Annotated in this window: 23 protein-coding genes; 5 read left to right on the forward strand and 18 right to left on the reverse strand. The window is 40.2% G+C overall.

Going from position 1 to position 21,631, the window contains the following annotated elements; all coding sequences use genetic code 11:
- Positions 1 to 184: 184 nt before the first annotated feature.
- Together ACN6OV_RS03550 and ACN6OV_RS03555 are read right to left on the reverse strand one after the other, a co-directional pair.
- Positions 185 to 1,009 carry a protein kinase domain-containing protein gene (locus ACN6OV_RS03550; protein WP_427949697.1) on the reverse strand — a complete coding sequence of 275 codons (825 nt, stop codon included), beginning with the start codon at positions 1,007 to 1,009 and terminating at the stop codon, positions 185 to 187.
- The gene (locus ACN6OV_RS03555) at positions 987 to 2,498 is read right to left on the reverse strand and encodes a DUF3336 domain-containing protein (RefSeq protein WP_427949698.1); all 1,512 of its coding nucleotides are present in this window, start codon (positions 2,496 to 2,498) and stop codon (positions 987 to 989) included. The genes ACN6OV_RS03550 and ACN6OV_RS03555 overlap by 23 nt, the downstream gene beginning before the upstream one ends.
- A gap of 190 nt (positions 2,499 to 2,688) precedes the next feature.
- Here ACN6OV_RS03555 and ACN6OV_RS03560 point away from each other — a divergent pair, with 190 nt between their 5' ends.
- A complete protein-coding gene (locus ACN6OV_RS03560; RefSeq protein WP_427949700.1) occupies positions 2,689 to 3,561 on the forward strand; it encodes an ATP-binding protein in 873 nt (290 codons plus the stop codon).
- Between the two features lie 110 nt (positions 3,562 to 3,671).
- On the opposite strand, the gene tsaD is transcribed toward ACN6OV_RS03560, so the two are convergent.
- Positions 3,672 to 4,688 carry a tRNA (adenosine(37)-N6)-threonylcarbamoyltransferase complex transferase subunit TsaD gene (gene tsaD / locus ACN6OV_RS03565; RefSeq protein WP_427949701.1) on the reverse strand — a complete coding sequence of 339 codons (1,017 nt, stop codon included), beginning with the start codon at positions 4,686 to 4,688 and terminating at the stop codon, positions 3,672 to 3,674.
- 146 nt (positions 4,689 to 4,834) lie between these two features.
- Between tsaD and rpsU the strand changes: the two genes are divergently transcribed.
- A complete protein-coding gene (rpsU, locus tag ACN6OV_RS03570) occupies positions 4,835 to 5,050 on the forward strand; it encodes a 30S ribosomal protein S21 (RefSeq protein WP_001136722.1) in 216 nt (71 codons plus the stop codon).
- 39 nt (positions 5,051 to 5,089) lie between these two features.
- Positions 5,090 to 5,536, forward strand: coding sequence for a GatB/YqeY domain-containing protein (locus ACN6OV_RS03575; protein WP_078193617.1), 447 nt, complete (start codon positions 5,090 to 5,092; stop codon positions 5,534 to 5,536).
- 255 nt (positions 5,537 to 5,791) lie between these two features.
- On the opposite strand, the gene ACN6OV_RS03580 is transcribed toward ACN6OV_RS03575, so the two are convergent.
- The 13 genes from ACN6OV_RS03580 to ACN6OV_RS03640 all read right to left on the reverse strand — a co-directional run bounded on the left by ACN6OV_RS03580 (position 5,792) and on the right by ACN6OV_RS03640 (position 18,747).
- Entirely contained in the window at positions 5,792 to 6,151 is a 360-nt protein-coding gene (locus ACN6OV_RS03580) for a hypothetical protein (RefSeq protein WP_427949703.1), read from the reverse strand.
- Between the two features lie 151 nt (positions 6,152 to 6,302).
- Positions 6,303 to 7,742, reverse strand: coding sequence for a M48 family metalloprotease (locus ACN6OV_RS03585; RefSeq protein WP_427949704.1), 1,440 nt, complete (start codon positions 7,740 to 7,742; stop codon positions 6,303 to 6,305).
- Between the two features lie 86 nt (positions 7,743 to 7,828).
- The gene (locus tag ACN6OV_RS03590) at positions 7,829 to 8,800 is read right to left on the reverse strand and encodes a 2-hydroxyacid dehydrogenase (protein ID WP_427949762.1); all 972 of its coding nucleotides are present in this window, start codon (positions 8,798 to 8,800) and stop codon (positions 7,829 to 7,831) included.
- 30 nt (positions 8,801 to 8,830) lie between these two features.
- Positions 8,831 to 9,469 (reverse strand): hypothetical protein, encoded by a 639-nt coding sequence (locus ACN6OV_RS03595; protein ID WP_427949706.1) that lies wholly within the window; start codon positions 9,467 to 9,469, stop codon positions 8,831 to 8,833.
- Positions 9,470 to 9,633: 164 nt separating this feature from the next.
- Positions 9,634 to 11,523: a M48 family metalloprotease gene (locus ACN6OV_RS03600; protein ID WP_427949708.1), complete on the reverse strand. Its 1,890-nt coding sequence runs from the start codon at positions 11,521 to 11,523 to the stop codon at positions 9,634 to 9,636.
- A gap of 91 nt (positions 11,524 to 11,614) precedes the next feature.
- Positions 11,615 to 13,153 carry an amidophosphoribosyltransferase gene (gene purF / locus ACN6OV_RS03605; protein WP_427949710.1) on the reverse strand — a complete coding sequence of 513 codons (1,539 nt, stop codon included), beginning with the start codon at positions 13,151 to 13,153 and terminating at the stop codon, positions 11,615 to 11,617.
- Positions 13,154 to 13,177: 24 nt separating this feature from the next.
- Entirely contained in the window at positions 13,178 to 13,765 is a 588-nt protein-coding gene (locus tag ACN6OV_RS03610; protein ID WP_427949711.1) for a CvpA family protein, read from the reverse strand.
- Between the two features lie 5 nt (positions 13,766 to 13,770).
- Positions 13,771 to 14,772, reverse strand: coding sequence for a quinone-dependent dihydroorotate dehydrogenase (locus ACN6OV_RS03615; protein ID WP_427949713.1), 1,002 nt, complete (start codon positions 14,770 to 14,772; stop codon positions 13,771 to 13,773).
- A 90-nt stretch (positions 14,773 to 14,862) separates the two neighbouring features.
- Positions 14,863 to 15,342: a type II secretion system protein GspM gene (gspM, locus tag ACN6OV_RS03620; protein ID WP_427949714.1), complete on the reverse strand. Its 480-nt coding sequence runs from the start codon at positions 15,340 to 15,342 to the stop codon at positions 14,863 to 14,865.
- Complete coding sequence (gene gspL, locus ACN6OV_RS03625; RefSeq protein ID WP_427949716.1) at positions 15,342 to 16,481, reverse strand: type II secretion system protein GspL; 1,140 nt, start codon at positions 16,479 to 16,481, stop codon at positions 15,342 to 15,344. Before gspL ends, gspM begins: the two co-directional genes overlap by 1 nt.
- A gap of 29 nt (positions 16,482 to 16,510) precedes the next feature.
- Entirely contained in the window at positions 16,511 to 16,966 is a 456-nt protein-coding gene (locus tag ACN6OV_RS03630) for a SixA phosphatase family protein (protein ID WP_427949718.1), read from the reverse strand.
- A gap of 77 nt (positions 16,967 to 17,043) precedes the next feature.
- Positions 17,044 to 18,117, reverse strand: coding sequence for an NAD(P)H-dependent glycerol-3-phosphate dehydrogenase (locus tag ACN6OV_RS03635; RefSeq protein ID WP_427949719.1), 1,074 nt, complete (start codon positions 18,115 to 18,117; stop codon positions 17,044 to 17,046).
- Between the two features lie 39 nt (positions 18,118 to 18,156).
- Positions 18,157 to 18,747: a nitroreductase family protein gene (locus ACN6OV_RS03640; RefSeq protein ID WP_427949721.1), complete on the reverse strand. Its 591-nt coding sequence runs from the start codon at positions 18,745 to 18,747 to the stop codon at positions 18,157 to 18,159.
- A gap of 222 nt (positions 18,748 to 18,969) precedes the next feature.
- Between ACN6OV_RS03640 and ACN6OV_RS03645 the strand changes: the two genes are divergently transcribed.
- Positions 18,970 to 19,350, forward strand: a complete 381-nt coding sequence (locus tag ACN6OV_RS03645; protein ID WP_427949764.1) for a hypothetical protein — start codon at positions 18,970 to 18,972, stop codon at positions 19,348 to 19,350.
- 98 nt (positions 19,351 to 19,448) lie between these two features.
- Here ACN6OV_RS03645 and rhlB read toward each other — a convergent pair whose 3' ends face one another.
- Together rhlB and ACN6OV_RS03655 are read right to left on the reverse strand one after the other, a co-directional pair.
- Positions 19,449 to 20,600 (reverse strand): ATP-dependent RNA helicase RhlB, encoded by a 1,152-nt coding sequence (rhlB, locus tag ACN6OV_RS03650; protein WP_427949723.1) that lies wholly within the window; start codon positions 20,598 to 20,600, stop codon positions 19,449 to 19,451.
- A 99-nt stretch (positions 20,601 to 20,699) separates the two neighbouring features.
- On the reverse strand, positions 20,700 to 20,912 hold the full coding sequence (locus tag ACN6OV_RS03655; RefSeq protein WP_005014923.1) for a cold-shock protein: 213 nt from the start codon (positions 20,910 to 20,912) through the stop codon (positions 20,700 to 20,702).
- Between the two features lie 375 nt (positions 20,913 to 21,287).
- Here ACN6OV_RS03655 and ACN6OV_RS03660 point away from each other — a divergent pair, with 375 nt between their 5' ends.
- The gene (locus ACN6OV_RS03660; protein ID WP_427949725.1) at positions 21,288 to 21,521 is read left to right on the forward strand and encodes a sulfurtransferase TusA family protein; all 234 of its coding nucleotides are present in this window, start codon (positions 21,288 to 21,290) and stop codon (positions 21,519 to 21,521) included.
- The last annotated feature ends 110 nt before the right edge of the window (positions 21,522 to 21,631 follow it).

The following is a 21,631-nucleotide window of genomic DNA, read 5'->3' on the forward strand; positions in this document are numbered from 1 at the left end:
ACGGAGAGACTCGAACTCTCACACCTCGCGGCGCTGGAACCTAAATCCAGTGCGTCTACCAATTTCGCCACGTCCCCGATGTCTGTGTATATTATAGAGATCACCTGTACATGACAAGCCTTTTTTATAAAAAAGCGTCTTATTTGTTTAAATAAAAAACAATAGTGCTTTTTTTGTATTTTTCTTAAACAAATTCAGTCATTAAGCAGCTTTTTAAGTGATAAAAATCCACCAATCTTGGCTCTTTTTGTTTGCTCAGCATGCCCGTGACTAAGTCTTTAAATGCAAGGTATTGGTTTGGAAGTTCAACTTTTAAGCGCTGGCAATGTAAATATGCCCAATCTTCATAACTTTTGGCGTGTAAACGTTCGGCCGTCAACCATTCTAGAAAAATAATCCCTAATGCATAGATTTCGCTCTGTAGTGATTTAGCCTGTCCATGAAATAATTCAGGCGCCATATAACGCGGTGTTGCCGTTAAAGAAGACGCTAAGCTTGATTCCAATGGCAATGCTTGCTCAAAATCAATCAGCTTGCACTGCCCTTGCCAAACAACAAAATGCTCACGTTTTAAATCTGCATGAATCCAAGCTTGTCGCCAAAGTTGCTCTACAGCATCTATCGCCTGCCAAAGAATTTTTTTTATTTGCGGCAAAGTGAATGTATTAACTGGCGTTTCAAACCACCCTTGTGCATGAGGCAGAATCAATACATCAGATACGGCCTCACCTTTAAGGTTCAACTGATTTTGTTCAAACATTTGAAAAGGCAAAACCACTCGATTTTTTTCTGATGCTATTTCGAGTTGTCGATAAACATTGAGTTCATGAGCAAAACTGGCTGAATGCGCTTGGCTCGGCCCCTGCACTTGGGTTTTAAGCCAATACAGTTGATCGTCAACTTGAAATTGATATTGCCGCCGACCAAAAACCAAGCTTTGTGGCTTCGCTTTTAGATTCAAAACATATTGTTGTAAATCTTGCGGGTTAAACTGCAATAAACTCGGCATGTCTCTGATCAGGTTCATTTTGATAATTTAACAGTTCAAGACAATGTTGAATGGTCTTACCAATCCTTGCCTGAGTTTCGATTAATGCAATTTTTGGCCACGTTGCTCGTTCCCCTTCACGCTGAAGGACTTTAAATAAATATGGGCGTGGATTTTGCAACATATAACTATAATGGCGTAAACCATATTTACCCACGATATTCACATCACCATAGTAACGCTGATCGACCACACCATAACCATGATCCAGTAAACGACGTATAGGCGGAATACTTCCGGCACGCTCACGTGCAAAGTCCATCACGCCTTTACTAATCACTTTCCCTTGGCGGCGTACGATTCGCTCAGGCCAGCTCAGCATACTTTTACGTAAACGCGCTGCATCATCTTGCATAAACGGCACAATGTGTGGATTGACCTGACTGGCAATGCTGTAATTAATATTATACAAGCGTGCCATTTTTTGCTGCGGGAAGTCACTGCGTACACTACCATCGACCCAACGCGTTGCAGACATATACGGAGTAAATTGCCCGTCATAACGTTTACTGGTCAAACGTACAGGTGGAAATAAAATTGGTACCGCACAAGACGCAAGCACTGCACTCCACACCAATAAATCAGGAGATGTATAGGCATTCATAATTCGCGCATCTTGTGATGCATCGTACGGCGCTACCGCGACATTAATATGTAAGCCTGACCGTTTATAAGCTTCAGAAAAAGTTAAATCACCTAAATTCTCTACCAAGAATTTTTTCAGATATTTCACATCGGCCAAACCGCCATTACCTTGTATCAGCTCACTTAGTTTTCGAAAATGAAAAGCTTCACTAAAGAAATTTTGCCCATCCAGCAGGTTGATAAATTCTGAAGGCTTAGATACACCGAGCATACCTGTCATGATTGCTCCAGCACTTGAACCTGACAAAACTTTTGGCAATAAATCTTGTTCCATTAGCGCCTTGCATACGCCTGTATGGAACAACCCTAGCGTTGAACCACCTGAAAACATCAGGACTGGTTGACCATAAGCTTTTTGGCTTTGTTCAAAAAATTCAATTTTTTGGGTTGCATCTAAACAGGTACATTCTTCCGAAGCAATAAATGCCAAACTCTGACTGACTTCTTCAACATAATCTTCAATGATCTTTTTTGTGCCGACATAGGCTTCTGTAAACAGCAAAGGATGTGCAATATTTCCGACATCATAAGTTAAACCTTCACTTAAAATGTACATAAGATCGCGTGTACGTTTTTGTGAACGATAACGTTTCAGCAGACCTAGGCGATGGGAAATGATTTCCGCGTCAAAATAAGGAGAACTATTGTCCAGCTTCCATTCCTGTGCACCAGATTGCTCATCAATTTTCAGCGCAATACTTTTCCATTCCTCATAGCAATCAGCATGTTCAAGCTGACGTTTTAATTTTTTTATACGATATGCCTGATGTGGATTGATATTTTTTGAAAAATCTTTAAACAACATGACTATCCCTCAGCACATTCTTATGTATTTACTACGCTAGCGTTATAACAACTTTTTTGCTGTACGAATAGCGTAGAGATGACCGAAAAATCACTTAACTCTGACATATTTTGCCCAATATAACAGCATATTTGATGTACACTGAGCCACATACACGAACCAACAACAAGACTCGATAAGCTGAACCATCATGGCAACAATTGACTTACCTGACAACATTCTTCAATCACTTTCTACTGTACTCTTACAACTACAGCAAAGCCTTCCCGCTTTACAGCAGGCACCCGACTTTTCCAGTACGGCATACAAATGGCAAGACAAACAACTCAAAGCCATTCATCAACCTAAAATCATGTATTTGGATGATTTAAAAGGTATCGAACGTCAGAAAGAAAAAGTCATCCAAAATACCCTACAATTTCTCAGTGATTTACCGGCCAATGATGTCTTACTGACAGGCTCACGCGGAACCGGAAAATCATCGATTGTCCGTGCCCTGTTGACTCAGTATGCCGAAAAAGGATTACGATTAATTGAAATTGAACGTGATGATTTATCTGATTTACCTTTAATTCAGGAACTCATTGCCGACCGACCTGAAAAGTTCATCGTCTATTGTGACGATCTTGCATTTAACGCAGAAGACGAAAATTACCGTAGCCTCAAAAGTGTGCTTGATGGCTCATTACAATCAGGTTCAAGTAATTTTATTATTTATGCAACCAGTAATCGTCGTCATTTACTGCCTGAATTTATGCATGAAAATACACCTGTTACCAAAGTCGATGTCCCACAATATACCGAGTTACATCCGCAGGAAGCGATTGAAGAAAAAATTTCACTATCTGATCGTTTCGGTATGTGGCTGTCTTTCTATCCGATGGATCAAAAGCTGTATTTGGAAATTGTCGAGCACTATTTAGCAAAAGCAGATATGTCAATGAATGAAGAAGTACGTGCTGAAGCCTTAAGATGGTGTCAAGGTCGTGGACAACGTTCAGGTCGTGCTGCATATCAGTTTTCTAAGCATTGGATTGGGTCACAAAAGCTACAACAATTATAATTTTCTCATCCCAGATAAGTTAACAAAAAATATTATTTTTATTCACTTATAAAAAGCCCAACTTAATATTGGGCTTTTAAAATTCTTAGATTCTTTAAATTCTCAATGTCTTATGCTTCATTCGGATTGGTCAACTCGGTCATCGGCCAACGCGGTGTCGTCGTAACAGACAATCCATCATGCTGCCCCGCTTTTAAACGCTGATAACCCGCAAAAGCAATCATGGCACCATTATCGGTACATAGCGCCGGTTCAGCATAATAAACCTGTGCACGAATCTTGGTTAAGTCCGCTTCTAGGCGCTCGCGTAGGCGTTTATTGGCACTCACACCACCGGCAATCACCAAACGTTTTAAACCAGTTTGTTTTAAGGCTTTGACTGATTTTTTAACCAAGGTATCAACCAACGCTTCTTGGAATGATGCCGCAATATCAGCATCACGGTTTTCATCGCCCAATTTTTTCAATTGTACCGATACCGCAGTTTTTAAACCACTGAATGAAAAATCTAAACCTTGATGCAACATGGGGCGCGGAAATTCAAAGGCATTCATATCGCCGTCCATTGCCAATTTTGAAATGTTTGGTCCCCCTGGATAAGGTAGACCCATCATTTTGGCAACTTTATCAAAGGCTTCACCTGCCGCATCATCAATCGACTCACCGAGTAATTCATACTGACCAATGCCATGGGCAGCCATGAGTTGGGTATGTCCACCTGAAACCAATAACGCAACAAATGGAAATTCTGGCGGCGTTTTAGACAACAAGGGCGCCAACATATGACCTTCCATATGATGCACACCAATTGCTGGTTTATTGAGTGCAAAAGCCAAGGTACGGCCAAATAATGCACCCGTCATCAGCGCACCCATCAAGCCCGGTCCACGTGTATAGACAATCGCATCAATCTCTGATTTATCGATTTTACTTTCTTCAAGCAATTGTTTAATCAAAGGAATGAGTTTACGTACGTGGTCCCGCGATGCCAATTCAGGTACAACGCCGCCATATTCTGCATGCAGTTTGATTTGGCTATACAATACTTGTCCGCGTAATCCTTGCTCGCTATCGTAAAGTGCGAGTCCTGTTTCATCACACGAAGTTTCCAAGCCTAAAACGATCATTAAACTGCCTATTACCCATTTCAAAATATTGCGAAACCTATTATAGACTTGTGATATGAGATGTAAATGAGTAAAATACTGACCTTCACTTGTGATCAAGGGCAATAAAGCCTGCGATCTTATCCATAACTTAATGAGGATTCTTCATGCCACAAGTTAAATTGAAAGAAGGCGAACCAGTAGACGTAGCTATCCGTCGTTTCAAACGTTCATGCGAAAAAGCGGGTGTTCTTGCTGACGTTCGTAAACGTGAATTCTACGAAAAACCTACTCAAGAACGTAAACGTAAAAAAGCTGCTGCTGTTAAACGCTACCAAAAGAAATTGGCGCGTGAATCAGTACGTACGACTCGCCTTTACTAAGATTAATTTGTGATTGATTGACTAACCTGGACAAGATAAATGACTACTTTAAAAAACCAAATAACTGAAGTTTTAAAAGCCGCTATGCGTGCTAAAGAAATGGACAAGTTAACGGTAATACGTAGTCTACAGGCAGCAATCAAGCAAATCGAAGTCGATGAGCGCATAGAGCTTGACGATAAGCAAGTTCTTGCGGTCATTGAAAAGCAAATCAAACAACGCAAAGAATCGGTTAAAGCCTTTTTAGGTGCAAACCGAGATGATTTAGCTAGTAAGGAACAAGCCGAAATTGAGGTGTTATCTCAATTTCTACCAGAAGCTATGACTGAGGAAGAACTTGATTCCATCATTGCGCAAACAATTACTGCGCAAGAAGCTACTAGCATGAAAGATATGGGTAAGGTGATGAACTCTCTACGTCCGCTCATAGCCGGACGTGCCGATCCTGCACAAGTTTCAGCTAAAATCAAAGCGAAACTCTCTTAATCTTTCATCAGTAAATTGTTTGATTTGGTCTATTTAAGTACTCTTTAGACTTAAATAGCCAAATTATCCACCCTCACAAAAACCTCCCATTAAATCTATTTTTTCAATTCTTAATTCTTCTATTAAAAATCACCTTTCACACAACTTCTGTGCCCAAAAGTTTTAACCACACTTTTCAAATGATATAAAAAATTCTCTAGATTCACTGCAAACCAATATTTTTAAATTTAGTTCATACAAAAAGATCGACAGTGATTAATTCAACGCACATTGCACATTATATTTTTTGAGTAATTGCATCTCTTTGGCTGCCATGACTTGTTGAATCACATCTTGCTTATTTATATTTCTATATTCTTTATCGATAAAAGCACGATTTTCATCTGCCGCACGATAGAGGTCATTTACATAAGTCTGGACAATACCACAATATTGCGATTGCTGACTTACAGTAAAACCTTGCTGCTGTGGGTTTAAACCCATAAAAAATTGACGCGTATTGCTTTTATATTTTGCATTAATATCATCTACAGCCAAGACATATTGTTCTGCACTAGCCGCATAAAGATTCGAAGCCGTAACTAAAAATAAAATTGCTAAAATAATTTTTTTCATCAAAAGTGTCTTTGTGATAGGGTGATCAAACTAAATACAGTTTAACATTGAATATTTAAAGCGTCTAAAACCCAAGTTCTCAATATTGTACTCACAAAGATAATTTAATCACAAACTTACCCAATATTATGAAAAATCAGGATTTAATTTTCTAAATTTTGAGCATCCGCTCTTTTTGCATTTGATCTAAACGCTGCTTAATGGCCGATGAAAGACTTTTCGAATCTTTTGCAATTCGCTGTGCTTGCAACAAAGACTTAATCGCGCGCTCTTCCTTCCCTGTCCAATATTCAAGTTCTGCGCGATAACGCAAAACATTAATAGAACGAAATGCTGCATCCTTATCTGCATTAGCCAATTGTAACATTAACCCCCAACCACTGACATCTCGAGGATTAGCCTTTAAAAAGCGCTGCAAAATTATCTGTGCCCGTGCATAGTCCTTATTACGAATCAACGCTTCTGCATATTTATAATTCAATGCTCGATTTTCTGGCATCACAGTCGCCGAACTGCGCACGGCATTGACCGCATCTGTGATTTTATTTTGTCCCAGTAAAACATCGGTCTGTAAAATAATAAACAATGCATGCGTTGCATTTTGCTTACGTGCTTCATCTAGTAATTTCTGCGCAGCACCAAAATCACCTTGCTGTATATGTAAACTCACCAAAGCCAACATTGCTGCATAATTTTTTTGTGCAACCATGGTATTTAACTGCAATTCAGTGGCTTGACCAGATAATACCCGACTATACCAACGCAAAATTTCAAAGTCCTGATCTTGTAAACTGGTTTTAACTGGTGGCAATTGATTGGCACGCAAACGCGCCTCGCTCATACGTTCTGTGCTCAAAGGATGCGTTAACCAAAAATCTGGCAGAAAGCTAACACGGCTAGTCGAACGATGCATCACTTCAAAAAAATCCGCCATACTTTGAGGGTTATAACCCGCGCGGTACATATACTGCATACCAATACGGTCCGCTTCACGCTCTTGATTTCGGCTATAGGTTAATTGCTTATCCATCAGGGCTGCTTGTGACCCCATCATCACGGCTGCACCAACATCGCCATCAGCTTGTGAGGCAACCAAGGCTCCAACCAAAATACCCGCTAAAGACAGCAGACCTTGGCCTTTAAATGCTTCTTGTGACCGACTGTAATGACGTTGTGATACATGTGCAATTTCATGTGCCATTACCCCTGCTACTTCATCCATATTGCGCGCAGAATTGATCAAGCCTGCATTCAATGCAAATAGACCACCCGGCACCGCAAAGGCATTAATTTGAGCATCATTGATCAACAATAAACCAACAGGTTGGCTCAACTGCGTTTGACTTAAAATATGACTAAATGCGGAAGTGAGACGATCTTCGAGCCAAGGATTTTGTGTAACAGGTAACTGCCGATGCACTTCTCGATAAACTTTTTCACCAATGGCACGTTCTTTTTGTTGATCAAGCAAGCCCACCCCACTGCCAATTTCAGGGACATTAAATTGAGGGGTTGAATTAAAATCTACGGACTGCGTCTGAGCCAAACTCGAACAAAGGCCGAGGCCACATGCCAGTAAAATCTTTTTCAAAGTAAAATCTCAAAAAATATGATGAAAACTTAAATTAAATATAGCACTGAAAACTGATCAATTTATGGAGAAATGTGTAGAATCGTTTATTGATAATTCGGATTCACCACATATCTTGGTTTTTTATCTAATAACAAAACATCAACTAGATTCTGGTAAGCCAACTCAACCATTCGCTTGCGTGTTGCAGCAGTTGCCGACCCGACATGTGGCAAGGTCACAACATTATCCAACGTAAAGAGTTCAGAGCTTTGTAAAGGTTCTTTTTCATACACATCGAGACCTGCTGCAAAAATACGGTTATTCTTTAACGCTTGAATCAGAGCTTGCTCATCAATGACTGAACCACGAGAAATATTCACCAAAACTGCATGCGACTGCATTAATTCAAGTTCTCGTTGCCCAATTAAAGCCTTCGAATCTGCATTTAAATCCACAGCCACGACAACAAAGTCTGAGCGTTGCAACAAGTCATCTAATGGACAATATTCAGCGCTCAAGGATTCGGCCAATTCAATTTTTTCACGACGATTATGGTACAACACATTCATATTAAAGCCATGCAGACCACGTCGCGCAATTGCTGCACCAATATGTCCAAGCCCAATAATACCGAGTGTTTTCCCAAAAATATCCATACCAAATTGCTGTGGGCCAACTGTACGTAACCACTGACCCTGTTTCGTCCAACAATCCAAAGATGGCACTTTACGTGCTGCACTCATCAACAAGGTAAATGCTAAATCTGCGGTGGTTTCCGTCAGCACATGTGGTGTATGGCTCAACCAAATTTTTTGTTGATTTAAGTAGGCTAAATCGTAATTATCATAGCCGACACTGACACTCGAAATGACTTTCAATTTTTTTGCATGTGCCAAATTAGATCCATTTAATAAGCGACCCGCACCAATTAAACCATCGGCATCTTGAGTCTGCTCTAATAATTGTTGATTGATATCGCCTAACTTGGGATTGATTTGAACCACATGAAATTGTTGTTCTAAACGCTGTAGGATTTCTGAATCAATTTGACTAAAAACAACAACTTTTTTTTGCATCATTCTTCCCTATTGTGCAATTTTTAACGTTTATTCTGCCTTGTTTTGCATGAACTGCCAAAGCCGTTTTTTAAGTAATGGCTGCTCAATCATTTGTTGCAATGAAGCAAGCGGATAAACCTTAGAACTATTTAAATGCGGAATATCGCCCAGACAAATCACATTTTTATCTAAGCTCATCGCATCCAGAAAGCCTTGTACATAGGATTCTGCTCCACGCCCATCTTGTAGATTGATCCAACCAAAAGGCCATTGCAAGGCAAAGAAGTCCGAGCGAACAGCACGCTGAATATTCGACCACAATAACTGTTGATCTGCGGTGAGTTCAGTCGAATCAATCAACACTACACAATGCGCCAAACAAATAGCTTCTAAATTAAATGCAGGAATATTAAGTGCAGGTCGAATTTCTGTTGGTAGGACAACTGGCTCTACTGGTTCAGCTTTTGCCTCAACAACAGGATTTGAGGGAACATCTACAGCTTGTTTAAGCTGTGGTGTTACTGCAACAGGCTGTTCAGGCTTATTTTTTAAAATAATTTCGGAAATGACTTCTGGCGCGGACTGATCACGCCAAATCGTTGGGCTATGCTGCTGACACGGTGCCACCTTAGGAACCCAAAGGTCGATTCCCATTGCTGCCATTATGCTTCGCTGATGCCCAATCATGCTTTCATCATCACCTATATTTGGCCTGCTATTCTAACGAGATTCCTCATACTTTGCTGAACTTTTATAAATCACTTGATTGATACGCCAAACTTGTCAACTCATCTGTGCCAAACCTATAAATCTTCAATTAACTAACTAAGATGATATTTAAATACACGGTCTTAAATAATCATTAAACTATTTTTCTTTTGCATCAATTCAATCATTTCATCTGCTTCAAAGCCAATGCGCCAATATAGCAATTGCAATACATCCAGTTCATCTTGAGTAATGATCCGATCATTCCACAAACAAACCTCAGCTACGCCCAACATACTTAAACGCTCTCGCAGCAACAAACCAGAAATATCATTTAATATTTCAGCCAAATCAATCGGCTCATCCGAAATATCACGATAAAATTCCAACTCTTCCTTCGACAGAATTCGGCTAAGAATTTTCTCACGTACTTCCAACTGGCTATCACTGTTAATTTGCTGTACGTGTAGTAACGCATCAATCAGCCGTACAATACTCGGTTTAACATCCTCAAGTGATGTTGGCGTATGGACTGGTAACAAATTCAACTCATGCTTTACGGTTTCGAGCAGCAAAGCATCTAATAAGCCAATTTCCCCATCTTCCTGAATGATTTTTGCCAACTTGGTAAGAAATTGACGAGAAACCGTTGCCGGCATCATGCCAATATTTTTACACGCTTCATGAAAAATTGAGATATGTACTCGCCCATCCAGATGTAACAACGCATCGACAATGGCACGACTCACCTCTGCTTCTGTTGGAATAAATTCGCGGTATTGTCGAATCATCAAAATCGCGACCATCACCTCACGTGAACCTGTGGCAGTTTGTAAAGCACGTTGAATCAATTCTGGCCGTTGCCAATTATCACGAATCTCTGGATTTAAAGGCTTAATTGCATCTTTAATTGCAAAACTAATCGGTGATAAGCGCAATAATGGTAAAGGCTGTGGAGAACACCACGGTGTTGCCACATCAGGGCTCGCCTCCTCAAGTGAGCGAAATAAATTAAATAGCGGCTGATTTTTAAGTTTTTTGAGATTCTCTAATTGTAGGTCCTGAATCAAGGCTGGGTTTAATTCAAATATACGCTGTTCAATACTTGGGTGAATATTCATCCAATTTTGTGGGCTTAACGAATTGGCAAAACACATATGGGAAATCGATTCCGCATATTCACTATAAATTTGCGAACCTGAATGATGCACATAGATGCGCAATAAAGTTTGAATATTGGCATCATTTTGAATTAAACGATTGGTTTTTTTGTCGTTTTTATAAGTTCGTGCACCCAATGAAAGATATTTAATAAAACGTGAAATGAGCACCCCAAGGCTACCAATCAGCCAAATGATCGCCCCAATTGCCACATACACCGTTTCAAATTTATTTTCACGCGCTTGACCATTCCGATAAAAACCACGTTTCGCAATTTTACTACCCCACTGACTAAACGTGGTTAAACCACTATAGAGAATTTTAAGTCGGGTATTTTTGGCGGTTTCTCCAGATAAAATTTTATTAAATTCATGGCTTAATAAGCCATACATTTCCATTTCATCTAACGTTTGTAATGCACCCCATGTAAGAATAATCGATGTATCTCGCGGGTTAAAACCAGCTGTTAACGCGTTTACGCCAACTTCATCTGGCAAGACATACAAGGCTGGGATATCAATCAAAAAAGTATCTGCAAGTTGCTCCGCCATTCGTAATGCAACACTTTCTTCAGGGATACTTTCAATTAAACTTAAGCGACGCGCGCCAAGCTGCTTGGCAAGTGAATGCCCACCGAAACGAAAGGTATAAAATTCATAAACCACTGAAACCAACATGATCAACAAAATGGTGGCAATCAAATATGGACTGAGCACATGCCAATAAATGGATTGAGTTGAATCATAATAATTAACAATCAATCCACCAATCAGATTGATAATGGCCAAAGTCAAAATCATAGCGGCCATGCACATGGTGGCCGGCCAAAACATATTTTTGTTTTTTATAAAATCATAATTCACACGCTTCAATGTAATACCCTTAAGCTACATTGTCTTCTATGCACTCATCATAAATGAAAAAAGCGGGAAATTCCCGCTTTTTCAATATGTTTTGAACAGATTATCCTTCACGGACACCGGTCAAATCTACAGATGCAGCATCGATGTTAACATCAATATATGCAGGATTGTCATTCTTCGCAGAGTCATTGCGTTTCTGCTCTAATGCCGCCAAGTATTCATCATCAATACCGCCAGCAACATATTTACCGTCAAATACTGAACAATCAAATTCTTGCAGCTCTGGAACTTTCTTGGTACGTACTGCAGCTTTAAGATCTTCTAAATCTTGGAACACTAAACGATCTGCACCAATAATTTCACGAATTTCTTCAACACTACGTTCAGATGCAATCAATTCAGCTTTTGCTGGCATATCAATGCCGTACACGTTTGGATATTTCACCATTGGCGCAGCAGAAGCAAAGAATACTTTTTTCGCACCCGCATCACGTGCCATCTGAATAATTTCATTACACGTTGTACCACGTACAATCGAGTCGTCTACCAACAGAACGTTTTTACCTTGGAACTCAAGTTCTACAGGGTTGAGTTTTTGGCGAACTGATTTTTTACGCAATTGTTGACCTGGCATAATGAAGGTACGACCGATATAACGGTTCTTCATAAAGCCTTCACGGAACTTCACACCCAAAGTATTGGCAAGCTCAAGCGCAGAAGTACGTGAGGTATCAGGAATTGGAATCACCACATCAATGTCGTGTTCTTCACCCCATTCGCGTTGAATTTTCTGAGCAAGTTTTTCGCCCATTTTCAAACGTGCTTTGTAAACTGAAATACCATCAATTGTTGCATCCGGACGAGCAAAGTAAACATACTCAAAGATACATGGACGATATTCAGGTGCTGCTGCACATTGCTTAGTATGCATTTCGCCCGTCGAGCTAATATAGATTGCTTCGCCCGGTGCAATATCACGCTCAACCTTAAAGCCAAGTGCTGTAATCGCAACAGACTCTGAAGCAATGATATATTCCATACCATTTTCAGTTTCACGAGAACCGTAAATTAATGGACGAATACCATTTGGATCACGGAAACCGACTAAGCCTTGACCGGTAATCATGGCAACAACAGCATAACCACCTTTACAGCGCTCATGTACACGTGAAACGACATGAAAAATATCATCTGCAGATGGAGTCAATTTGGCACGTTTTTGCAATTCATGTGCAAACACGTTTAATAATACTTCCGAATCTGAATCTGTATTCATGTGACGCAAGTCAGTTTTGAACAAATCTTCATGAATTTCAGCAGCATTGGTTAAATTACCGTTATGCGCAAGCGTGATGCCATAAGGTGAGTTTACATAGAATGGTTGGGCTTCAGCACTGCTTGAAGAACCCGCTGTTGGGTAACGTACATGGCCAATACCATAGTTACCTTGTAATGCGCGCATGTGACGTGTGTGGAACACATCACGCACCATACCCGTATCTTTACGCAGGAATAAACGACCATCCTGACAAGTTACGATCCCGGCTGCATCCTGTCCACGATGTTGTAACATCGTTAACGCATCAAACAACATTTGGTTAACAGGTGATTTACCAGCTATACCAACTACTCCACACATAGCAACCTCGCAGACAAGCTAGGATTAATAAAAAGGATTATTTGTTGACTCATCTGTTGCAGAACGTCCGTGCTTGTTCTGTGTATCAGATGAAAGGTCGGAAGATTTCGGTGCATCTTCGGACTGAATATGATGAAGAGCTTGATTTGCAGCATCTTTGGACATTTCTGTTGCCCAAGGTGCATACGGTAGTAATGACTGCACAACTTTAGATTGTTTCCAGTGTGGTGAACTTTCGACCCAAGGCCCAATGCCTTGCATCGTAATCAGTACCACCAGCAAACCTTTCAAACCACCAAAAGCACCACCAGCCAAACGGTTTAGGGGCCCAAGCTTTAAAGTTTTTAGAATACTGTTTAACAACCAAGTGACAATCCAAGTCAGTACTACAATCAGCAATACAATGAATGCAAATGCTGCGATTTTTTGTACCACTGGATCTGTACTGAGTGCCGACATCGAAGGTGCGAGAACGGCTGCATATTTTGCCGCAATGACAAGTGCAAGGATCCATCCTATCAAGTTCGCAAAGGCTTTAATAAATCCTTGACGCAAACCGTTCAGCCCTCCAATGAGCAAAATAATCAGTATAAAGATATCAATGGTATTCATGATACTTAGAATGCGTCTACACAGTCTTTTACAAGTTTCGGTCCTGTATATATGAGGCCACTATACACTTGTACAAGGGTTGCACCCGCTTCTTTTTTCGCTACTGCATCCGCACCCGACAAAATACCACCGACACCAATTAATGGAATACGACCATTTAAGATTTTAGAAAATGTAGCTAAACACGCGGTACTTTTTTCAAATACAGGTGCGCCAGATAAACCACCTGCCTCGTCACCAAAAGGAAGTCCTTCAACGCCTTCACGTGACAAGGTGGTATTAGTCACAATCAAACCATCAATTTTGAATTTTAACAATTGCTGTGCAATAAAATTCACATCTTCAGGTTCTAAGTCTGGTGCAACTTTTAATACCAATGGAACGTAATGTTGATATTCATCAGCAAGTTCAAGCTGACGCTTTTTCAAAGTTTCCAACAGTTCAGTCAATGCATCGCCGCTTTGTAAACTACGAAGATTCTTGGTATTAGGAGATGAGATATTAACTGTAATATATGAAGCGTAGTTATAAACTTTTTCTAGACAAATTAGATAATCGTCAACAGCTTTTTCTACAGGCGTAACAGCATTTTTACCAATATTAATGCCCAATACACCTTTGAATTTTGCTGCTTTGACATTCTCAATCAGTTGATCTACCCCATCATTATTAAAACCCATCCGGTTAATAATGGCTTTTGCTTTAGGTAAACGGAATAAACGAGGCTCAGGATTGCCCGACTGAGGAAGTGGTGTAATTGTACCAATTTCAATAAAACCAAAGCCTTGACTCGCTAGCGCATCAATATAAGCACCATTTTTATCAAGACCTGCGGCCAAACCAACTGGATTAGGGAATTCAATTCCCATGCAGGTTACGGGTTTAGATGCCACCTTCTGCTGCATCACGCCCATTTTATGCGATGATTTTAACAGCGACAGTGTCAGCTCATGTGCACGCTCTGGTGCTAAAGTAAACAACAAAGGGCGAGCTAGAGAATACAACATATCTATAAAAGTCTACTGCTTTTTAAGTCGGCATATTATAGGCACAGCATCACAAAAACGCCATGCTTAGCAGATCTTTATTTTTACTCATTATTGTACAGTCGCCGTTAATTTAACCTGTCCTGCTTCAGAACTTAATTCCATCTTTTCAACACTTAAGCCCATTTGTACCATTTGAGTCAGGAAGTTTGCCAAGATTGCATAATTTTCATGCATAACGGCAATCTGAATCTGCTCACCCATTTGTTGTGAAGCCACCGACAAACCTTGCTGTTGTGCAACACGTTGGACTTTTTCCAAAGCACTCATTTGAGTATCACTGGCAGCTTTCATCCGAACGGCATTACTTTGCATCCAGACCACGGTGTCTTTTAACTCATCCACTCGTTTTTGCTGAAAATTTGCAGCCTTATTCATATAAAATAAAGCTGCCCCAATCGCAGCGACCATCACAAAAACGGCAGTAAAAATCACCATGATGCGTTCACGCAAGCTTAGACTGTCTAAATAATCTGTGATCCGTTCAACTTGCAGGTCAATACGCTGCTGAAACTGTTCTATTTTTGTCATTATTGTACTCTCACCAGTCCAATGGCACCATTTGCACCGGGTTGAATATTACCTAACTCCACCTTAAAGCCTTGTTGCTTGAGTTGATGCGTTAGATTTTGCAACACTTCTGCAGAGTTAGCTTTCAGTTCCATATTCAACATCGATGCATCATAATTGACTCGATTGGCAACGATTTGATTTTGCATTAAGACTGGACCAACACGACTCAGTAAAGCTAGAGCTTGAGCATTACCTGTTTGGCTTTGACGCAGCTGTGCTTCAAATTGACTTTTTAAAGTTTGCTCCGCCACCGGATAATTCTGTCCAAACCAATATTTAAACTGATCAATCGCTTGACCGGCGGTAATATTGGCGACTTTTTTATATTGATACCAACGAACCGCATCATAACTAAACTGGGTAATCAGTGCCGCCACCAAAACAGCTGCACAAGCTTTCCAATAACCTGAAATACCACGATCAGTTTTTGCCTTCGGCAATACATTCAGTGGATGTTGTTTTGGCTTTTTGATTATTGGCAGTTCGTAATGAAATGACTCAATTTGATCACGTGTGATTGCAGATTCTAAACAATGCGTCTGATCCGCACTCAGATTTGAAATCCTATACTGCGACTGTGTAGTTCGGTAATCGAGATAAAGTGCCAAATCATCAACAGATTGCCCTGAATATTCACCGTCTCGTAGCAACAGGTGACCACTCACATTGGCCAATACACATTGATTTTCTTCAGGTTGTGGCAAAGTCAAAAAGTCAGGCAACAATGAAACCACTTTCACAGGAATCAAAGTCAGCGCATGCTGCATGGTTTCAACAGCACTATTAGCAATCCCCATCACCGTAAGATGATCAGGATTCTCAAAATGATGTAAAACTTTCATCGCATCCAGTGGCAGAATCACATACTCTTCGAGGAGGTATTTGACTCCTTCTGGACCCAGTTTTTTATATTGTGCTTTGGGAAAATTTTGTTGAACAATCTGCACAGCACGACTTGGAAAAAACACCACGGCATCTTTCCCTGCATGTGGCTGAATTTCCTGAATCAGCTGTTCAAGTGTGGATGACTGCTTCCAGAAATCCCCCTCAGACCATTGCCAAACCCCATTGGCTTCTGGCATCCATAAATACAACATTGATTATTTTCTGCCGTTTTAATTGATTTTTATATAGATGGTATAAACGTTTTAATTTGTGTAGACAATCCCGGCGCAATAACCGCCTGATCGTAAATGCGGGCTTCAGCCAAAGCATATGGATTAAAAAACTCAGACACCAGCAAAGCCGCCATATGTGCCACCACATTCATGTGGCAAACCACCACGATTGATTCATAGGGCAAATGTGATAACCACTCGACTGCAACCTTAGCATCATCTTCAGGCTTAATCGTATTGCACACCACTACGGGTACATCAGGAAAATATGCTTGCAGATGTGCCAAGGTTTGCTGAGCACGCAGTAAGGGACTCACCACAAAAACTTCAGGTCGAATCAGATCTTTTAAATAAGCTGCTGTTTGAGCGGCTTGAGTTTCACCCCGTTCGGTTAAGGGACGTTTAACATCATTTCCCATCACCGGTGGTGCCGCTTCACCATGTCGCACTAAAGTCAGTTGCATAAAATCCCCTATTCTATCCAGCACATTATATACAGCTCATATGACAATGTGATGAGTATTACTCATGTAAAATCACATCAAACTTGCTGATGTGGCAACACAAATTCAACATCACTCCGATGACCATTTTTCATGAGTGACAATGCAATATTTAATGCCGGCGCACCTTCAAAAATGACTTCATACAATGCACTGGTAATTGGCATATAAACGCCTAATTCTTCTGAACGCGCACGTACCTGCACAATGGTATTAATCCCTTCCGCCGTTTGCCCTAACTCAGTTGTCGCTTGCTCTAAAGTTTTACCACTACCTAAAGCAAAGCCGACTTGATAGTTACGACTGAGTGGACTACTACAGGTTGCGAATAAATCACCAACACCTGAAAGTCCTAAGAACGTTAAAGGATTGGCACCCAACTTTACCGCAAAACGACTCATTTCCGCCAAAGCACGGGTCAAAATCATACTTTTGGTATTTTCCCCCACACCATAAGCGGCAGCTAAACCCATCGCCACGGCATAGATATTTTTTAAAGCACCGCCCAATTCAACGCCATGTACATCATCACTGGCAAAGACACGGAATAGCGCACTGTGTAAAGCTTGCTGTACAGCATAACGGACCAATTCAGATTGGCTGGCAATTACTGTTCCTGCAGGTTGACCCGCGACAATTTCCTTGGCCAAGTTCGGCCCTGAAAGTACACCATAAGGCACTTCAGGCAGTTCTTCACGAATAATATCGCTCATGAAACTAAATGTTTTGGCCTCAATCCCTTTGGTCAATGACACAATCGCTTGTGAAGTGATAAAAGGTTTAATTTGCTGCAATACACTGCGGAAAGAATGACTCGGAATTGCCACAAAAATAATATCGCGATCACGAACTGCTTCTTCCAAGTTAGAAACAGCCAACAAACCTGCTTCTAATTGAAAATCTGGTAAATAGCGTTTATTGATATGAGTGGCATTGATATCAGTTGCAACCGCTTCATCACGGATCCAAATCATGGTGTCACAGCCATTGCGTACCGCCGTATTCGCCATGGCCGTACCAAAACTACCACCACCTAAAACCGTGACACGCAGTGCAGTCTTTTGGTCGATGGATACAGGCTGTACAAGGCTTGAAAAATCAAGTTCTGACATTGTTATTTTATCCTAATCTCTATTTCTATCGTTTCAGCATTATTGGTTAGATTTGTGCCACTGACTGACAAAATCAGCAGAAACAATTTCTGCACGAGGTGGAATCGCTTTCACAGCTGTACCAATATAAATAATGCCTGAAATCAAATCTTGCTCAGACAAGCCCAATGCTTGTTTAAATAATTTTGACTCAACCACCACCCCACTACGCCACATAGTCGAAAAACCTTGCACTTGCAATGAAAGTAAAAAGTTTTGTACCGCCGCACCCGAACTTAAGATTTGTTCAAAATGTGGAACTTTCGGATGATCTTGTAATTGCGTTAATGCAAGTACCAATAACGGTGCACGAAATGGATGATGTTTCACACGTTCTAACTGTGCTTCTTCGGTTTGTCCAGTATCGGCTAAAGCTCGCGATAATAGCTCACCAAAAGCTTCTCGCTCAACCTCAGGAACCACCACAAAACGCGTCGGTTTTAAACGATGATGATCTGGTGCTGTTAGGGCTGCCTGAAATGCTTTTTCCAATTGTTCAGCATTCGGCGCAGGCTCAATTAAATGCCCAATCGACTGACGCTGATGAATATTTTGATGAACTGTATCAACCGCTGATTTTAGAATTGACATTTATCTACTGTACTTTAAAACTTTGACTCAAGATTAGCATATTCTCAAGGACTTACTCTAGAATGTTTCGATTTGAAAAAGTGTAAATCCATTCAAACACGAGCATTCACAGTTTCACTATAAAAAACTGCATAACTTGTACAGCATATCCCTGTTGTATAAGTCTTTTTATGTTCCAATGATTCAAAATATTTCTTGTTCGGGGTTTTATCCATGAAAAATATGAAAAAAACAGCAGCAATTGTGACTTCTATGAGTGCAGCAATTTTACTCTCTGCATGTGCTAGCACACCCTCAAAATCATTGGCGATTCAAAAACCCAATAATCAATATGAAGTGACTGCTGTGGGTAAAACTAGCCTAGCTGCAAAAAACAATGCAATTTCGGCAGCAAATAGCACCTGTGGTAAAAATGCCACCCCTATCGTTGTTGATGAAAAACAAGAATACAATGGCATATTAAAAGGGGTTGTTGATGAAAAAACTGGACAAATGATTCAAGCTGCTGCTGGTGTACTTGGCTCAATCACAGGCAATAATGGCAACATCAGCAAAGATGACGATTATCAAACGGTGCTGACCTTTAGTTGCCAAGCTAAATAGTTTAGAGAGTTTACTCTCTCTATGCTGATTTAGCCTAAAAGCAAAAAGCCACCGAAATGGTGGCTTTTTTATTACATTACTTTAAACACAGCGTCTGATTAGCAATAACCATCCAAACGAGTGAGTGGTAATTTCTGCCCAATGGCCTTTTCAATTTCAGGTAAAGAGAATGCATCATCTTCAGACAAGAAACTAATACTAACACCACGTGTTCCGGCGCGACCCGTACGACCAATACGATGTACATAATCATCCGACTGTTCAGGTAATGTAAAGTTCACCACATGTGATACACCGTCTACATGAATACCACGACCTGCAACATCTGTTGCAATCATGATGTTATGTTGACCATTTTTAAATTGATCAAGCATTTTCAGGCGTTTGTCTTGTGCGATTTCACCTGACAACATTACCACTTTATAGCCATCTTTTTTCAAATGATCATACAATCGGCGGACCTGATCACGACGATTAGCAAAAATCATGACTTTTTCAATTGGCTCATCCCGCAGGATATCTTCTAACAATTTATATTTGTCAGACTTTGCCACCATATATACGCGCTGTTCAACGTCCGCATTGGTTTTCTTTTCAGGTTCAATCTCAACCGTTACAGGTTCAAACAACCATTGCTGAGCCAAGTTTAAGACGTCATAGCTAAAGGTCGCAGAGAACATCAAAGTTTGACGTTGTTCTTTGCGTGGAGAGAAACGCACAATACGTTTCACTGATGGGATAAAGCCCATATCCAGTAAACGGTCAGCTTCATCAATCACTAAGAATTCAATTTGATCTAACCAAACTTCTTTTTGTTCAACAAAGTCGATCAGACGGCCTGGTGTTGCCACCATAATGTCAACAAAATTACGGTTTAAGAGATTTTTTTGCTTATCAAAATCCACACCACCCAATAAAGTCATGACATTAAGGTCAGTATATTTCACCAACTCTTTGGCATCACTTTCAATTTGCAACGCAAGTTCACGTGTCGGTGCCAAAATTAAAGCACGCGGTTCACCACGATAGCGCTGTTCTTTAATTGGATTATTCAACAAGTCGTTAATCACACTGACCAAGAACGCAGCCGTTTTACCCGTACCTGTTTGAGCACGACCAATCGCATCATGGCCCGCCAATGTAAATTTTAAAACCTTTTGCTGAATAGGCGTCATATCCTTAAAACCCAAAGCATCAATGGCTTTTTTAAGGTTCGGATGTAAATTTAAGGTTTCAAAACCTGATGACATATAGATGTGCCCTAATTGAATAATCACAAAATTGCTGAAGCATTATAAACAAAAAACGCCCCAATTTACATTGGAGCGTTTTTGAGTACATTCAGACGATTAGTCTAAAGGTTGTACTTCTTCAGCTTGGAAGCCTTTTTGACCTTTAACAACGCTGAATTCTACGCGTTGGCCGTCACGAAGTGAACGGTGGCCTTCGCCCATAATTGCGCGGAAATGAACGAATACGTCGTCGCCGCCGTTACGTTGAATAAAGCCAAAGCCTTTAGTGTCGTTGAACCATTTAACAACGCCTTGTTCACGAGCTGTCATAAGTTAATCCTTATCGTATTTAAAAAAGAAGGACCACCCGGTGTTGCAAACAGCAGACCAAACAAGGTTAAAAAATATTTTTATTTCTAAGCTTGTAATCATTCTGTAAAACTATCAACAAAATCCCGGTTACATCCAAATATATCAAGAGATAGAAGGCTTCACAGCCTAAAAAATCTTAATAACGCAATGAGCTTAACACGGGTTAACGTCAAATAATAGATTTTTTTGATCTATTTTCCTTTTGAATAATCTTATTTATTTCACATACTTTTGAGTAATAAATCATATACATTTTTGCCTATTTTGGGTTGGGATTTGGCACCTTATTTGCTAATATTTCCACTCGATTGGTAAATATGTCGGAATCATGCTGTGAGTGTTGGAGAAAAGACCGCAATAACTGTTGATGCGATGGGTAAACCCTGCCCGATGCCGTTACTAATGCTGAAAAAAGCACTGAAAAATAGTCCTGAGCAATTATTACTGTTGAAATCATCCGATCCGCACAGCCAACAAGATGTATCTCGTTACTGTCAGATTCATCAATTAAACTGTCAGATGAGTAAAATTTCAGATTCTGAATATCATTACTTAATTGAATCTTAATAAAATTAAGTTAAACTTATTCACTTCATAAATGCATAAAACTTTACATTTCTATACCCAAACTTCCATTATTTGCTGGATTATTGGATTAAGATGAATCTTAGTTATTG

It is taken from the genome of Acinetobacter sp. (assembly GCF_050285345.1).
GTDB lineage: Bacteria > Pseudomonadota > Gammaproteobacteria > Pseudomonadales > Moraxellaceae > Acinetobacter.

Coding starts and splice junctions, on each gene's coding strand:
- ACN6OV_RS03615 (WP_427949713.1), bottom strand. CDS start 14,772: ATGTTGTATTCTCTAGCTCGCCCTTTGTTGTTTACTTTAGCACCAGAG.
- ACN6OV_RS03560 (WP_427949700.1), top strand. CDS start 2,689: ATGGCAACAATTGACTTACCTGACAACATTCTTCAATCACTTTCTACT.
- rpsU (WP_001136722.1), top strand. CDS start 4,835: ATGCCACAAGTTAAATTGAAAGAAGGCGAACCAGTAGACGTAGCTATC.
- ACN6OV_RS03630 (WP_427949718.1), bottom strand. CDS start 16,966: ATGCAACTGACTTTAGTGCGACATGGTGAAGCGGCACCACCGGTGATG.
- ACN6OV_RS03575 (WP_078193617.1), top strand. CDS start 5,090: ATGACTACTTTAAAAAACCAAATAACTGAAGTTTTAAAAGCCGCTATG.
- ACN6OV_RS03610 (WP_427949711.1), bottom strand. CDS start 13,765: ATGAATACCATTGATATCTTTATACTGATTATTTTGCTCATTGGAGGG.
- ACN6OV_RS03655 (WP_005014923.1), bottom strand. CDS start 20,912: ATGACAGCTCGTGAACAAGGCGTTGTTAAATGGTTCAACGACACTAAA.
- ACN6OV_RS03550 (WP_427949697.1), bottom strand. CDS start 1,009: ATGCCGAGTTTATTGCAGTTTAACCCGCAAGATTTACAACAATATGTT.
- gspL (WP_427949716.1), bottom strand. CDS start 16,481: ATGTTGTATTTATGGATGCCAGAAGCCAATGGGGTTTGGCAATGGTCT.
- ACN6OV_RS03595 (WP_427949706.1), bottom strand. CDS start 9,469: ATGATTGGGCATCAGCGAAGCATAATGGCAGCAATGGGAATCGACCTT.
- ACN6OV_RS03635 (WP_427949719.1), bottom strand. CDS start 18,117: ATGTCAGAACTTGATTTTTCAAGCCTTGTACAGCCTGTATCCATCGAC.
- rhlB (WP_427949723.1), bottom strand. CDS start 20,600: ATGTCATCAGGTTTTGAAACCTTAAATTTACATCCGAACCTTAAAAAA.
- ACN6OV_RS03555 (WP_427949698.1), bottom strand. CDS start 2,498: ATGTTGTTTAAAGATTTTTCAAAAAATATCAATCCACATCAGGCATAT.
- purF (WP_427949710.1), bottom strand. CDS start 13,153: ATGTGTGGAGTAGTTGGTATAGCTGGTAAATCACCTGTTAACCAAATG.
- ACN6OV_RS03640 (WP_427949721.1), bottom strand. CDS start 18,747: ATGTCAATTCTAAAATCAGCGGTTGATACAGTTCATCAAAATATTCAT.
- tsaD (WP_427949701.1), bottom strand. CDS start 4,688: ATGATCGTTTTAGGCTTGGAAACTTCGTGTGATGAAACAGGACTCGCA.
- gspM (WP_427949714.1), bottom strand. CDS start 15,342: ATGACAAAAATAGAACAGTTTCAGCAGCGTATTGACCTGCAAGTTGAA.
- ACN6OV_RS03645 (WP_427949764.1), top strand. CDS start 18,970: ATGAAAAAAACAGCAGCAATTGTGACTTCTATGAGTGCAGCAATTTTA.
- ACN6OV_RS03590 (WP_427949762.1), bottom strand. CDS start 8,800: ATGCAAAAAAAAGTTGTTGTTTTTAGTCAAATTGATTCAGAAATCCTA.
- ACN6OV_RS03580 (WP_427949703.1), bottom strand. CDS start 6,151: ATGAAAAAAATTATTTTAGCAATTTTATTTTTAGTTACGGCTTCGAAT.